This is a genomic window from Chitinophaga sp. HK235 (assembly GCF_018255755.1).
Lineage (GTDB): Bacteria > Bacteroidota > Bacteroidia > Chitinophagales > Chitinophagaceae > Chitinophaga.
The window spans coordinates 1,074,965-1,092,452 of the sequence record NZ_CP073766.1; the positions used below are offsets into that span (position 1 = coordinate 1,074,965).

1 protein-coding gene is annotated in these 17,488 nt (G+C 48.2%); it reads right to left on the minus strand.

Translation table 11 applies throughout. The features are described 5' to 3' along the window. Positions 1-49 precede the first annotated feature (49 nt). Positions 50-17,410 (minus strand): non-ribosomal peptide synthetase/type I polyketide synthase, encoded by a 17,361-nt coding sequence (locus KD145_RS03535; protein ID WP_212004531.1) that lies wholly within the window; start codon positions 17,408-17,410, stop codon positions 50-52. Positions 17,411-17,488: the final 78 nt, after the last annotated feature.

Here is a 17,488-nt window from a genome sequence, read left to right on the forward strand (position 1 = left end):
GTCTCATAAATAAATGAGACGGCCTCTTCATCATTTAGCAAAGACGCAGTTATACCTGGTATAACTGCTGCTTTCCAAGCTGCATCATACAGTGATGAATCAATGTTTCCAGATGTCTGATATAAGCAGTACCCAATGCTTTAATCGTGGATTGCTGGAAATGATGGGTGCTGTAGAGCCAGTCTATTACCAGTTCATCATCTGTCACCACACTGTCTATAAAGAGTTTGAACCGCATGGTATAACTTCCGATCAGCTTCAGTTCGGACGAAGTGCCGGTTAAAGCAATCCATTTGTGGTTGCTGCTGACATTATCTATTTGTCCATGATAGTTGAAGATGATATCCCAGGGGTCTTTACCCTGTAATCCGGCTTCTTTGTTGATGTACTTCAACACGCCGAAGCCCAGACCTTTATCAGGCACTTCATTCAGCTGTTTCTTTATAGTGCTGATCAGCGCACCGGTATCTTCTCCGGCGCTGGCATCCAGCGATACAGGCGACAAAGTTGTAAACCAGCCTGTAGTATGACTGATGTCAATATCCGGGCTAATGTCTTCACGGCCATGTTTCTCGAAGCCAATAGACACCCTGCTACTGTCCATCCATTCGGAAAGGGTTAATGCCAGGGCACTTAACAGCAGATCCTTTACTTCTGTCTGGTAGGCCTGAGCCACCTCATGCAAGAGCTTCCGGGTAAGTGATACGTTGAGGCGTACACGGTAGGCCGTCATTTCATTGATTCGTACCAGACCTTCGTAATGTTTGTCAGTAGGCAAAGGATGATATTGATCTGTTGCCTGCTGCCAGTAATCACGCTGTGATAATAAGCATTCGGTTTGTCCATAGTGCTGTAAAGCATTGTACCATTCCCTGTAAGAACTGCTTTTCGACACCATCGACACTTCTTTTCCCGCCAGCAGATCCCCCAGCAGACGATCCAGATCATCAAATAAGATACGCCATGACACTACATCCACACCTAAGTGGTGAATCGCCACCAACAAGCGGTTGGAAGGGATCTTTTCCGGAGTCAGGAACAACACCGCACATACCAGCTTACCATCTTTCATGCTGAGACTGTGTTTATACTTATCCTCCCAGAAAATAATTTCTGCGGCCAGATTGTCTTCTGATGTGGATCGCAGGTCCACCACTTCGATCGTACCATTGTCATTACCATACCATTGCTGCCATTGGCCCGAACTGTTACTATAGGCAAACCGCAGGCTGTCATGGAAGCTTATCAGGTGCGTGATGGCAGCTGACAATATTTCCACGTCAATGGCCTTGTTAATCTCAACGGGCAGACTTTGAATAAAATGATCGGAAACATTACTATCATCTGAGAGATACCATTGCTGTACCGGTAACAGTCCACATTCACCGCTCAGGTATCCCTGTTCGCCGGTGATGCGTTTGACTTCCTGACCCGCCAGCAAGGTGGCCAGTTCCGCAATTGTTTGATGCATGAACAGGTCCCTCGGCTGCAGCACATAACCATAGTGTTTAGCCCGGTTCACCACCTGAATGGTGATAATGGAATCCCCTCCCAGCTCAAAGAAATTATTGTGTACACCGATGGCTGACACACCCAGCAGTTCCTGCCAGATAGTAACCAGGTGACGTTCTGTTTCATTACGCGGCGCCTCCTGTGTGGTATTTGTAACCTGCACCTCTTTAACAGCGTCCAGTAATGCTTTCTTATCCACTTTTCCGCTGGAGGTGGTAGGCAGTGATAACAGTTCTATCAATTGCGCAGGCACCATATAATCCGGCAGCCTTCCTCTGAGGAAATGGAAGATATTTTCTTTGTTTATGGTATCATTGCTGAGCACATAACCGATGAGCTGTTTATTACCATTATCATCAGCTTTCACTAATACAACCGCTTTGCTGATTTTTTCATGCTCTTCCAGTACATTTTCTATCTCACCCAATTCAATACGATGGCCTCTGATTTTCACCTGTTCGTCTCTGCGGCCCAGGTATACTAGGTTGCCGTCTGGCAGCCAGCGGACCATATCACCTGTTTTATAAAGGCGACCTTCTCCGAATGGGTTAGTGATAAAACGTTCATTCGTTAACGTTGTCCTGTTCAGATACCCACGGGCTACCTGTACGCCTCCAATGCACAGTTCTCCTACTCCACCCAGCGGCACCAGATCATTACCCTCATCCAGCACATATAACGGTACGTTCGCCACCGGTTTCCCGATCACCACCATATTATCGTCCAGTACCGGCCTGTCGGTCAGACTGGCACATACAGTGCCTTCCGTAGGCCCGTAAGCGTTAATTAACCGGATACCTTTTGATTGTATGTAGAGCGCCAGACTTCTGCTCAAAGGCTCACCTGCTGATACTATCGTGTGCAGGCATCCCAGGCTGTCTTTCATCGCATTCAGATAAGAAGGTGGTAATACAGCCACTGAAATGGTGTGCCTATTGACCAGCGCCTCCAGCATGGCACCGGAAAGCAGTGTTTCTTTTTCTGCCAGTACCAGACATCCTCCGCTGAGTAAGGTGTTGAATATTTCGTAGCAGGCGGCATCAAAACCAACAGATGCAAACTGAAGGGTCTTCATACCTGGCTGCAGACGCAGCTCTTCCTTCATGGCACGTGTCAGGTTCACCACACTGCCATGTTCCACCATCACGCCTTTAGGTGTGCCGGTAGAACCGGAAGTATAAATGAGATAGGCCAGATGGCCGGCAGTAACCGCACTGTTTCGCAACAGTGATACCGGCATGCGTTGCAGCTGATCTGCCATAACATCTACCTCAATAATGCTGCGCTTATCATTCAAAGGCAAACCGTTCCGGCAATTACGACTGGTGATAATAATACTGGCCGAAGTATCTTCCAGTATATAAGCAATACGTTCCTGCGGGTATTCGGTATCGACCGGCACATATGCCCCTCCTGCTTTGAGTATGGCCAGGATGGCGATAATCATTTCAGGAGAACGTTCCAGGAAAACCGGCACCAGCTTTTCTGTTGTTACGCCTTCTACCCGTAAATAATGGGCCAGCTGGTTTACACGTTCATTCAGCTCCTGATAGGTTATCTCCGTGTCTCCGAATACCAAGGCCGCCGCATTCGGTGCGAGTGCCACCTGTTCTTCGAAGATATCCACGATCGTCTTATGTGCATCAGCGGAGTAATCTCTGCGCTTGTCGTTAAACGTTACCAACAGCTGATGCCGCTCTTCCTGACCGAGCATATCCAGCTCACTGAGCGGCTGCTCCGGTGCATTCGCCACTGCTTCCAACAGATGGTGATAGTAATTCAGCAAACGGAGGATCGTTTCTCTTTTAAACAAATCTATGCAATATTCTACATCTATCTGTAAGCCGTCTTCTCCTTCCTTCACAAAGAAACTCATATCAAAGAGGCTGGTGGATGCTGTATAAGGCTCTTCAGATATTACCACCCCAGCTAAATCCAGCGCCGGCATTTTCGGCGTATTCTGTAACATAAATACCACCTGGAATAAGGGGTTTATGCTGAGATCACGTTTATCCAGCACTGCTTCCACTACCTTTTCAAAAGAAACATCCTGGTTCATATAGGCGTTCAGGGTAGTTTCCTTTACCTGCTGCAGGAAGAGATGGAAAGGCATATCTCCTTTGAGATGTGATCTCATTACAAGTGTGTTCACAAAGAAACCTATCATTTCTTCTGTTTCTTCCTGTGTTCTACCTGCAACACCACTTCCTATGGAGATGTCTTCCTGCCCACCATAACGACACAGCATTACCTTAAAGACAGCAAGCAGTGTCATGAAGAGCGTAGCGCCCTGTTGCTGGGAAAGATTGTTTAACTTCTCAACTAATAATTTATCAATATTAAATTCTACAGTAGCTCCCCTGGTACTCAATACCGGCGGCCGTTCATAGTCTGTAGGCAGACTCAATTCCCCGCTGCCGGCCAGTTGTTCTTTCCAGTATGCCAATTGTTTATCCAACAGGCTGCCGGTTATATATTTCCGCTGCCACAGCGCATAGTCGGCGTATTGCAAAGGCAATGGCTTCAACTGAACAGATATATCCGCTGCATAGGAGTGGTACAAAGTAACCAGTTCCTTTATCAGATTACCTACTGACCAGCCATCAGAAGCGATATGGTGAATGATGAGTGCCAGCACATGTTCTGTTGCATCCAGGCGAATGAGGTGTGCCCGCATCATATAATCTGCTGACAGATCAAAAGGCTGGCCTATCAGAGCAGTGATGCTTTCCTGCAATGCTACAGGCGTTTCCATTGTATGCAGCTGCCAGCGGTCTTTATTCAATATATGCTGACCAGCAACGCCGGTGATACCATTGATTTTTATAACAGTACGGAGCGCTTCATGACGGGATACGATCATTTGTAAAGCCGATTCCAGCGCAGTGGCGTTTAAGTTGCCTTTCAACCGTAAAGTAGCCACCATGTGATACTGCTTACTACCCTGCAAGCGGTCGATGAACCATAAACGTTCCTGGCCGAAAGAAAGCGGGATATGTGAAGGCCTGGACACAGCCGTAATCGGCGGCAATAATGATCCTTCCTCTTTGTTTTGCAGGTGGGCCGCCAGTTGTGCAATAGTAGGATATAAGAAGAAATCCTTTACTGTCAGATCCGCCTGTAACTGTTTGCGTATCGCAGAAACAACACGGGTGGCCAGCAGGGAGTGTCCTCCGAGTTCAAAGAAGTTATCTGTAACGCCTACACGTTCCACACCAAGTAAACGCTGCCAGATGGCTACCAATGCGGTTTCTTCGGGCGTAACGGGTGCCTGGTAACCGCCCTGATGCTTCTGCTCCATATCTTCCCATTCACTCAGGAACTTACGATCTGTCTTACCGTTCGTTGTCAGTGGCAGATACTGCAAGGCGAAGAATGCGGATGGCACCATATATTCCGGCAACCTTTTCTTCAGCAATTGCTGTATTTCTTTTTGCAGGATGGTACAGATATCCCCAAACAATGGGATATTGGCTTTTACGGTCTCTCTGGCATCATTGTAAGGCTGCGCTATAAAGCCGGTATACGGTGTGCGTTCCAGCAGTACATTCATTTTCATCGGATCATCATGCAGCAGGAAACGGCAATGATACCCTTTTGATTTTGCCGCTGACAATACTGCATTTACGGCAATAGTCTCTGCGTCAGGTGCTGCCATAGCGTTCACCAGGTCACGTACCTGGAGCGCTGATTTGTCATCCAGGGCTTGTGCCAGCATCCGTTCCTTCCATAAACGCGGGTTAGGCACATCCTTCAGCGCGATGGTCGCAGTATTATTGTCCAGTTGTTCCTGAACAGCTGCACTGTTCCAGGGTTGCCAACGAGGCTCCCATGTTTCCTTTTCAGTACCAACATGTACTATGACAGTATAGCGGTATAAGCTAAGCTCATTGATGAAGTCACCCTGCTTCCACAAGATCTCTACATGCGTGATCTCCGGATACTGTGCACGCAATTGGTAGAAATAGGCAGGTGAAAAACAAAGCTCTTCTTCTTTCAGAACTTCCTGGTCTGCATGCCAGATAAAATCTTTAACAGCAGTACTGTCCTGCATTCTGTCCAACTGCAAACGGCGTTTGAAAGATGGCAGAAGACGCAGATCACGCACATCCCCTATCACAATATGCCCCTTGCCTTTTAACAGCCTGATAGCTTTAGCCAGTACATCAGACATATACCCGGCTCCCGGGAAATACTGAATAATAGAGTTCAGTACCACCAGGTCTATTGTTTCAGATGCAGGCAGTGCTACTTCATGTGCCGCACAAACGTTTAGTTCAGTATCAGGATACCTGCGCAGCTGTTTGTTGACATGCTGCTGCAACTGACCTGTAGACACCGGGGAGAAGTCTGTTCCGATATATTTGCTGATATGGTCTGCCAGCTGATAGTAGATCAATCCTGTTCCACAGCCTATTTCCAATACACGCTCAGGTTTCAGCCCCAGGATCACTCCCGCAATATCATTCAGCCATTTCCGCATCTGATCAGCAGGGATTGCCCCACCGGTAAAACTATCGTTCCAGCCGGTGATGTCGAATTCAGGGTCAGCTATTACGATATCTTCAGGTTTGGAGAAAGCCATTTCATACAGCTCTTTCCAGTTGGCCACCTGATGCTCAAACAACTGCTGTTCCTTCAGTAATACCTGCGCTGGTTCGGGCACATAATAGGCCGCCAGCCTTTTGTCGCCGGATGGTTGTTGTTTCACTACCACGCAGCTGTTGGCAATAGTATCCAGCTCGTTCAGGGTACGTTCTATCTCGCCGGGTTCTATACGGAAACCACGGATTTTTACCTGATCATCTATCCTGCCAAGATATTCCACGGTACCATCGGCCAGCCACCGGGCCTTATCACCGGTGCGGTATAACCTTGCCCCGGGTGTAGTGCTGAATGGATCGGCGATAAATTTCTCCTGGGTAAGCGCTGGCTGATTAAGGTATCCCAGCGATACCCCAGCTCCGCCTACATAAAGCTCTCCCGGCACTCCTACCGGCACTAAACGCTGCCGGCTGTCCAGCACATACGCCTGCCTGTTGGCTAACGGGCGTCCGATTGGAATGCTGACGCCGGCAGAGATAGCAGCTAACGGGTAAGTGAGGGAAAAGGTAGTATTTTCCGTAGGTCCGTAACCGTTAATAACAGTAATATGCGGATGTGCGGCCAGGAATTTCTGCACATGTATTTCTGACAATTTTTCTCCTCCTGCCAATACCACATTCAATCCCTCAAAAATATTGATATCATCATCTATAAGCTGATTAAACCAGCTTGCCGTAAACCACATCATGGTTACTTTCCTGCTTTGCATTTCCTGGCGAAGCAGCCTGTTATCCAGCAAATGTTTTTCCGGACAAAGGACCAGTTGCCCGCCATTGAGTAACATGCTCCAGTATTCAAAAGTGGTGGCATCAAATGACGGGGAGCCTGTAGACAACAGTACATCGTCGTTTGTCATAGAGACAAAGCCCGCGCCCTTTACAAGGCTGGTTACGTTCCGGTGTGTTACCATAGCCCCTTTGGGTCTTCCGGTAGATCCGGAAGTGTATATCACATATGCCAGAGAATCAGGTCCGGTGGATATCTTCAACTGTCCGTCCGGCTGACCGGTCACCAACTCACTGAGGTTGTCCAGGCAGATGAATGTGGCGGCCGGGGCTGCAGCCCTCAACAACGCTTCATTCGCGGCAGTAGTGATCACCAGCTTGCCGGCGATATCCTCCAGCATATAGGTAATACGCTCTGCCGGATAAGTCGCGTCCACCGGTACATAAGCAGCACCCGCCTTCAGTATGGCCAGGATACTTATTATCAGTTCAGCTGATCTGCCGAGGCATACCGGCACCATTGTATTTTCTTTGACCCCATTGGATATGAGGAGATGCGCCAATTGCGATGAAACTTTATCCAGCATCCGGTAGGACAGCTTCTGCGTCTCAAATACCAGCGCGGTTGCATCAGGCGTAAGCCTGGCCTGTTCTTCAAACAGTTCAACAATTGTTTTATCAGCAGGATAAGACGCTGCTATACCACTAAAGGACAACAGTTGATCCTCTTCCACCTTACCGAGCATATTCAGTTCACTGATGGGCAACGCCGGATTTTGAACAATCGCCCGCAGCAGCGCCACGTAATGGTCCATCATTTTGCGTATAGTCCTCTCCGTGAACAAGTCAATACAATATTCAAGTTCCACCACTGTTCCATATGGCTGCACACTTATTGACCAGAAGAGATCAAACAGGCTGGTGGTGTGGTTGATACGCTGTCTTTTGAGCATTACCTCGCCCAGTCGTAACTCCGGAATATCGGGGATATTCTGTAAGGCAAACATCACCTGGAATAAGGGATTTTGGCTGACATCGCGGGCACCTACCACTGCTTCCACCACCCGTTCAAAAGGAACCTCCTGGTGTTCGTAGGCATCCAGCGTTGTCTGGCGCACCTGTTGTAAAAAGCTGTCAAACGCAGGATTACCACCCAGATCACTTCTCATCACCAGTGTATTTACGAAGAAGCCTATCAGTGATTCCGTTTCCTGTTGCAACCTGCCTGCAATACCACTACCTACAGCGATATCCTCCTGTCCGGTGTAGCGATAGAGCAGCACTTTAAAAGCGGCCAACAGTAACATATACAGCGTACTCTCCTGTTGCTGGGCCAGCGTTTCCAGCTGACGCGTTAATGTTCTGTCTATTCTGAAAGTGATCAGGTCCCCTCTGGTACTATTGATAACAGGACGTTCAAAATCAGTAGGCAATTTCAGCGCGGGTATATCTTTGAGTTGATTTCTCCAGTAGTCCACCTTTCTCCCCAGCAGTTCGGAATTGAGGTAATCCCGCTGCCAGATGGCGTAGTCAGCGTATTGAATGGGCAATACTTCCAAAACCGGCTCCCGCTTTGCAATATATGCGTTGTAGAGTTCCAATAACTCCTTTACCATCACAGACAAAGACCAGCCATCAGAAGCGATATGGTGCATCATCAATACCATCACATGTTCTTCCGGAGCAAGGGGAACGAGGTACACGCGCAGCATATGGTCCTTTGACAAATCAAACGGAACAGTAATAAGGCCATTGATAAAAACCTGCGGGTCTTCCTCATAAACAGACTTGTCTATTACTGACAGTTGCCACTGATTTTTTTCCAGCACATGCTGATAAGCTGATTCTCCTTCCTGTATAAAAACTGTACGAAGTACTTCATGCCTGTTGACGATATTACGCCATGCATATTCCAGCGCAGTAGTATTCAGGGCACCTTTAAGGCTGAATGTTGCGGGCATATGGTATTGCACGCTGCCTTCCAGCTGATCGATGAACCACAAACGTTCCTGGCTATACGATAAAGGAATATGTTCCGGCCTGATGGCAACGGTGACAGATGGCAGTAATCCGCCTTTCTGCTGTTGCTGCAGCCAGGTAGCCAGCTTTTCTACCGTTGGATGGTCGAACAGGTCTTTCACAGAAAGTTCTGTTTCCAGTTCTTTGCGTACGGCAGATACCACGCGGGTAGCCAACAGGGAATGGCCTCCCAGTGTAAAGAAGTTATCCTGTATACCGATGCGGTCTACTCCCAGTAAACGCTGCCAGATGGCTGTCAGCTGACGTTCTATCGGTGTAGCAGGTTCCTCGTGACTGATAGTCTGATCGTCTTGTACGTCTTCCAGGCTACTTAACAGCTTACGGTCTGTCTTTCCATTACTGGTTAAAGGCAGCTGACTTAATGCAATCAATGCAGACGGCATCATATATTCAGGTAGCTGTTTCTGTAATGACTGCCGGATATCTTTTTCACTGATGGCTCCCAATGCTGTGTTCACAACATAATAACCTACCAGCTTCTTCTCTCCTGTCGGAGATTGTTTCACCACCACGCTGCTGGCGGCAATGCCGTCCAGCGAATTCATGGCCCGCTCTATCTCTCCCGGCTCAATACGATAGCCACGGATCTTCACCTGATCATCTGCTCTGGAGGTGTATATAATACTTCCTTCCGGCGACCAACGGCAAAGGTCACCGGTACGGTACCAGCGACCATCCTGGCCCTTCAGCACCACAAATTTTTCAAGCGTCAGTTGTTCATTGTTGATATATCCTGCAGAAACACCATCTCCGCCTATATATAATTCCCCATCCACGCCAACGGGCACCAGTTCTCCGTTCTGATCAAGGATGAGCGCTTTGGTATTGGCCAGGGGGCGACCGATAGGAACTGTAACAGCATGGGTATCCAGGCTGTCAATCGGATAACTGGTAGCATATACGGTCGTTTCTGTAGGTCCGTATACATGTACCAGCTTACCGGGGCCATAGGCCGCCAACGCCTTTTTCACATGATATACTGATACCTTTTCGCCGCCAAACAATACTTTTCGCAACGGACGAAGGCCTTCGATACTACTGTCCACAAAACTGTTGAACAGGGCCGTAGTCATGAAACATACAGTGATCTGTTCTTTGCGTATGATGGATGATAATTCCAGCGCATCGGAGGCAGCCGCATCCCGTATCATACATAAACGGGCGCCCCTGAGCAGGGTGTTGAATATATCATAAGTAGATCCGTCAAATGCATAGTTGGACCACTGCAACACCTGATCGTTTGGCTGAATGGCAATTACGCCCGGTTCAAATACCAGTTTCGTGATATTTTTATGGTTGACGGCAATACCCTTAGGACGGCCGGTTGTACCGGAAGTGTACATGATGTTCACCAGCGCATCGTGGTTTGTTTTGATACCCGTAGCTGCAGTGGTAAAACCCTTTGCACCCGTTATATCAATACCTTCAGCCGCTGACAAGCCCATGGCTTCAAAGAGTGTATTATCTGTAAACAGCACCTTTGCAATGCCTGCATCCTCCATCATCATACGGATACGGGCACCCGGATAGCCGGTATGGAAAGGAACATAAGCCGCACCGGCTTTAAGAACGCCCCAGATAGCCACGATCATATCAAGGCCGCGATAGGACAACAATCCTACTTTGTCTCCGGGTCTTATACCTTCTGCCAGCAGGTAATGCGCTACCTGGTTGGCCTGCTCGTTGAGTGAGTGGTAGCTGAGCTGCTTTCCATTGAAAGAAACGGCAACTGCATCCGGCGTAGCCAGCACCTGGGATTCAAATAATTCCACTACGGTTTTGTATGCCGGATAATCATGGTGTGTGGCATTAAAGGAATGCAGCTGCTGCTTTTGCTCTGTTTCACTCAGCAGCTTAATTTTATGCAGCGGTAAGGTTGGCTGGTTCACCACCTCACTTAGTATGGCCTCGTAATGCTGCATCATTTGCCGGATGGTAGCCTCTCTGAAGAGATCAGTGGAATATTCAACCATTAATGATATACCATCAGGAAGGTCTTGCGTGGCCAGGGTAATATCAGCGATACTGGTTTGACGTACTACCGGTTCATAAGCCACCTGTACATCTCCGAGACGGATATCAGCGGCATTGGGTATATTCTGCACCGTAAACATCACATGGAGCAATGGATTATCCCCCCTGCTCCCTTTGTCTGCAGCAGCTTCCGTTACTTTATTAAAAGGTACATCCTGGTATTCGTGTGCATCCAGAACTGTGCTGCTTACTTTTTTCAACAGTTCGCTGAATGAAGGTCTGCCACTCAGGTCTGAGCGAAGCACCAATGTATTGGCAAAGAAGCCCAGCAATGGCTCTACTTCCCGCTCGGTTCTTCCTGCAATGGCACATGCTACAACGATGTCTTCCAGGCCGCTGTAACGGGACAATAATACCTTGTAGGCGGTGAGCAGCGTGGTAAACAATGTCACTCCCTGCTGACGGGACAATTGCCGTATCCGGGCCGACAGTGTTTTATCTATCCGCATTTCAGTTGCCGCACCACGGGTGCTTCTGTTTACCGGCCGTTCAAAATCCGTTGGCAGCAGCAGTGGTGTTGCTCCTTTCAGTCTGTTTTTCCAGTAAGCTTCTTTTTCTTGTAGTAAGGCATCTTTCAGGTAATGACGCTGCCAGATAGCATAATCCTTATATTGTATGTTCAGCGATGGTAAGGCTGCAGTATGGTTTTCCCGGTATGCAGTGTATAAAATTGCCAGTTCATTGAACAGTACTCCTGCTGACCAGCCATCGAACACAATATGATGCACGGCCAGCACCAGCACATATTCCATATCAGTGATGCGGATGAGGGCTGCGCGGAGCAGGTTATCCTTAGCCAGATCAAAAGGCGTGTATACAAAATCGGATATAAATGCCTGCAGTCTGGCAGGATCAGCTTTCAGCAACGGATCATCGATGGTGGCCATCTGCCACTCGTAGTTGTCCAGGATACGCTGATATGGCTGCCCATCGGCCTGTTCTATGACGGTGCGCAGCACTTCATGACGGCCCACAATCTTCTGCAGTGCATGTAACAGAGCGGCATTGTCCAGATTTCCTTTCAGTCTTAATACAGCCGGAAGGTTGTATTGTACGCTGCCTTCCAGTTGGTCTACAAACCATAAACGCTCCTGGTTAAACGACAATGGAATGTTGGCAGGTACAGGCTGCCGGCCAATACCGGCCACCAGCGCTTCTTCCCTGCGTACTTCTGATGCAGGAATCTGGTCAGTCAGCTGACCGTTCATTTTCCCTTGCCGACCATTTACATATTTGCTATGGGGAGCTTCTACCGGTGCAGGAAGCATGGGAACGGGTTCCGGTGTTACGGTCACCGGCACATTACCGCTCAATTGCTGCTGCATCATCAACAACTGCAGTTGCTGTGCCATTACATTCACCTGACTTTGCAACAGCTGTAAGGTTTCTGATGCTATGCCGGCTGTCTTCCCATTTACAGGTGGCAGCAAAGGTGTTTCAGGAGTAATGGACGGCACTTCCCGGGTCACTACCGGCGACGCAGCAGGTAAAGGTGCTGGCGTGGTAATTACCGCATGAGCAGCGATATAATCAGCTATCAATGTAACAGTGTCCATTTTCTCAAACAATAGCCTCATGGAAATACTCAGGCCATATTCGCTCTCTATACGTTTTACCATACTGGCCAGCACTAATGAATCGGCGCCCAGTAAGAGTAATGGCGTATCAACATTGATATCTGCCGGTGCTATTTTCAGCAACTCACCCAGCATATCTACCAGGAAGGTGGTAATAGCAGTCTGACTACCGGCAACCGGGGCTGCGGTATGATGATTGAGTGACATGTTTACAGCTGGTGTAGTGGTAACAGGGATTGTTTTTATTTCATTTTCCTTTATCCAATAACGCTGACGCTGGAAAGGATATACAGGAAGTTGTATTTTATGATAATGGCCCTGGTCAAAGAATCCAGACCAGTTAACAGGGATCCCTTTAGTGTATAAAGCGAGTAGACTATGCAGCATGGTGTTCCATGCAGACTGTGATTCCCGCATACTCGGCAGCAGACGGCCTTCATCAGCCGGCACTGTCAACTGCGCCATAGACAGCAGATGTGGTTGCGGACCTACTTCCAGGAATATATCAGCACCAAATTCCTTTATCGCCTTCATACTTTTTGAGAACTGCACCGGTTCCAGGATATGATTACACCAGTAGGCAGCAGTGGTTATTTCCTCCCGGATGATATTTCCGGTAACATTGGATACCAGCGGTATAGCCGGCATATGAAAACGGATGTTTTCTGCCACCTGCCGGAAAGCCGCTATCACAGGCTCCATCAGCCTGGAGTGGAATGCATGCGAAACCGTCAGTTCGCGGTGGCTGATGCCTTTCTGTTTTAAAGCTGCCACCACCTCGGCTACTGCTTCTTTTTCGCCGGAAATAACGGTAAGGGCCGGGCCATTGATAGCAGCAATAGACAACGCAGCACCATATGGCTGGATAGCCTCCTTCACCTCATTTTCCGGAGCAAATATCATCGCCATAGCACCGGGTGTGGAAACAGCCTGCATCAGACGGGCTCTTTCCGTGATGAGTTTTAAACCATCATCCAGGGAAAATACACCGGCTGCATATGCAGCTGCATATTCTCCTACACTGTGACCCACCACTATAGCCGGTGTGACACCCCATGATTTCCATACTTCTGCCAGCGCGCAGCCAAGCGCAAATAAAGCCGGTTGTGTGAATTGTGTTTCCCGGAGCAGGGCATTACCCGCTTCCCTGTCGTTTTCATAAAGGAGGGTTATCAGCGAGATATCCCATTGTGTTTTCAGCCAGGCGTCACAGTGGTTAATCACTTTTCTGAATACTTCATTCACCTCATACAACTCCCTTCCCATGTTCCAATACTGGGAACCCTGACCTGTAAACAGCCAGGCTACTTTTTCAGGAGCCATGGCATGGCCATACAGGAGCGTCTTTGTCATTTTCCCGGATACGTAATTATCCAGGCATTCTTTTGCGGCGGTATTGTTGCCAACGTGAAAGGCTATACGATGCGGGAAGCTGTCACGGGACATAGCACTGCTGTAAGACAGATCGGACAGGGCTAATGCCGGATCCCCCAGCAGACCAGCATAACTGGCTGCCAGTTCTTTCAGCGCTGCCGGAGTTTTGGCAGATAATACAACAGGATAGGCAGGTTTGGCTGCCGCCGGAACAGTATGATCTTTTGCAGGTACCGCTTCTTCCAGGATCACGTGCGCATTGGTGCCGCTAAGGCCAAATGCACTCACTGCACCATATCTTTTGCCATTTACAGGCTGCCAGGGTGTTAATGCATTAACCACGCGTACGGCCATATTATTCCAGGGGATAAAGCGGTTGGGTGTCTGATAATGAAGCGTAGCAGGTATCTTCCGGTGTTGCAGACAAAGGATCACCTTAATCAACCCCGTCACACCAGCAGCGGCTTCCAGGTGACCAATATTGCTTTTCACAGCACCTAACATTAATAGTTCTGTAGCGGTGCGTGTACCTCCATATACAGCATTCAGGGCCTGTACTTCCACAGGATCACCCAGGCGGGTACCGGTACCATGTGCTTCGATATACTGTACTGCTTCAGGAGCAATACCGGCATTTTGTAAAGCCTTGTGCAGCAGTTGTTGCTGTGCTACCCCATTAGGCGCTGAGATACCATTGCTTAAACCATCATGGTTTACTGCGGAGCCGCTGATAACCGCCAGTACATTATCTCCATCGGCCAGGGCATCGCTCAGTCTTTTCAGTACTACGATACCAGCACCTTCCCCTCTCACATAGCCGTCGGCGTTATCATCAAATGTTCTGCACGCACCTGTAGGAGAAAGGGCGTTCATCTGGCACAGCTTTACGGTGGAATCCGGCGACAACATCAGGTTAACGCCGCCCGCCAGGGCCAGTGAACAGTTGTCATGCAGGAGGCTCTTACATGCCTGGTGTATACTCACCAGGGAAGAAGAACAGGCTGTATCCAGTTGTATTACAGGACCGTGAAAATCCAGCAGATACGCCACTCTTCCTGCAGCAATGCTTCTTTCTGTACCAAGCCCTGTAAATGCGTCTTCAAAGTAGGTAGCATCGTTGTTTGCACGGATAAGTTGCTGATAATCGTCAGCGCCCATACCGATAAACACCCCGCTGTCACTGCCTCTCAGTGAGGAAGGACGAAGTCCTGCATGCTCCAGTGCTTCCCAGCATACTTCCAGCAGCAGGCGCTGCTGAGGGTCCATGGCGGCTGCTTCTTTGGGAGAGATCCCAAAAAAGAGGGGATCAAATTTATCGACATCTTTAATAAAACCACCTTCGCGGGTATACATCTTTCCCCGCATGCCGGTGGCAGTATCATAATAAGCATCCATATCCCATCGGTCTGACGGTACCTGGGTGATAGCATTTTTCTCTGAGATCAACAGTTGCCAGAAGTCTTCCGGAGAGGATACATTACCCGGAAACCGGCAGCCAATACCGATGACCGCTACCTTCTCTTCTATCTCAGCGACCTTCTTTTCTTCTTCCTTCACCTGCGGGGTCCTTCCCGAGAAATGAGTGGCAAGGCTACCTACATTAGGATAGCTATAGATGACGGTGTTATCTACAGGCGTTTGTAAAAAATCTTCCAGGTCATTCGCCAGGGCAACAGCCTGCATGGAAGTGATACCGTATTCTGTGAAAGTCCTTGCCTGTACCAGTTCTGCGGCAGATAGCTGTAAATGCTGTTTCAGCCAGTTTTCCAGCCAGGTACCTATTTTCGTTTCCCGTTCATGGAGTTCCTGGTCCGTTATGACTGCTATTGTTTTATTATCACTCGCAGCAGCTATGGCTGCAATGTCTTTATCATAGACACCCTGACGGTATTCATCTGAAAAAAGATAACGTTTTACTTTTCCGCTGGTTGTTTTAGCTATTTTGCGGACAGGCAGTACATGTTTTACTTCCAGCCCGAGTCTGGCGGCAACAAAACGTTTGATGGACCTTGCCAGCGGTGCAAACTTCTCTATGCTCAGTTTGTACATGACAAATATTACGATATCTTCGGAAGATTCGTCTTCATTGGGCACGCCACAAGCCAGCACCTTTCCGGTTTCAATATCGTCCATCGTTTCCAGCATCTGTTCAATATCATGCGGATAAACATTCTGCCCATTGACAATAATGATATCCTTCACTCTTCCTACCGCATACAAATAGCCATTCAGCATAAAGCCGGTATCACCTGTATTCAGCCAACCTTCCTTGATCACAGCATGGGTGGCAGCTTCATTATTGTAATACATCTGCGTAACACTTGGGCCATACACCCATATAATACCGATACCACCTTCCTGTAAGATCTCTCCTTTTTCATCGGTGATTTTAATATCGGTATTGGCAATCAGCCTGCCGACATTGACGATCTCCATATTATCTGCAGTGCGCTGCTGTTCCAGCATACCTGGTTCAGAGATGTAACGTCCGATAGTGATGGCTTCCCTGCGAACAAAAACACTCTCCAGTAATGTATCGGCAGGGGCAAAAGTAACAATGAGGGTACTTTCAGCGAGTCCATAGGCAGGGCGCATCGCTGTGGGCACTAATCCATATTTTGATAAGGTGTCGAGGAAAGTACGGCAGAGTGTACCTGAAATAGGCTCTGCACCGTTGATGATCACCTGCAGACAGGACAGGTCGAGTCCTTCCGCTTTATCATCGGAAAATTTATCGAGGTAATATTTATAGCCAAAGTTGGGCGAACCGGTTATAGTGGCACGGTGCTCCGATACTTTTTGCAGCCATAACAAAGGATGTCGTATAAACAGATCCGTTGGCATCAGGAAATGCTGTGCGCCATTGGCAATCGGATACAGGTGAAAAAAGATCAACCCCAGGTCGTGTGTAAGCGGCATCCAGCTCAGGCGACGGTCTGTTATATTGTCGTGAGTGGGTAAAGCAGAAAAGATGTTGGCAATCAGATTACTGTGTTTCAGCACCACGCCTTTCGGATTGCCTGTGGAACCGGATGAAAACTGTATAAAAGCAATATCATCGGTAGTGGCAGGATATACGATGCCGGAAACATCGCTTATCTGTGCATCTTCTGTAAACAAAGTGCTGTCAGCGAAAGGTATTTCACCGGGAGATTTTTTATGATGCATCTTTTCGTAGGATGCCCTGCTGGTAAGCAGATAAGGATGATGGAGCAGTTGCCATATCCGGAACAGTTTCTGTGCATTTTCACCCTGATAGGTAACGGCTACCGGCACTGGTATGATCCCACCCAGGATACATGCCCAGAAGAACTGTATAAATGTTTTATTGTCTTCTATCTGTAATACTACTTCATTTCCGGGCTTCACACCCTTTTCCTGGAGGTAAGCCAGCAATGATCTGGCACTGACATAAAGCTGGTGATAAGACAGGAATTCTTCTTTACTGGCGCCTGAAATAAAGGTGACACCTTTATCCAGGTTATCTTTCTGTGCTATCAGCAATGCTGATAGTGTTGTCTGAGGGAACGATGCGTTTGTCATATATACTGGCTATTTTATTTACTATCGGTACCGGGATTAACCATACAGGGGATTACCGGTAAATTGATTCAATATTTT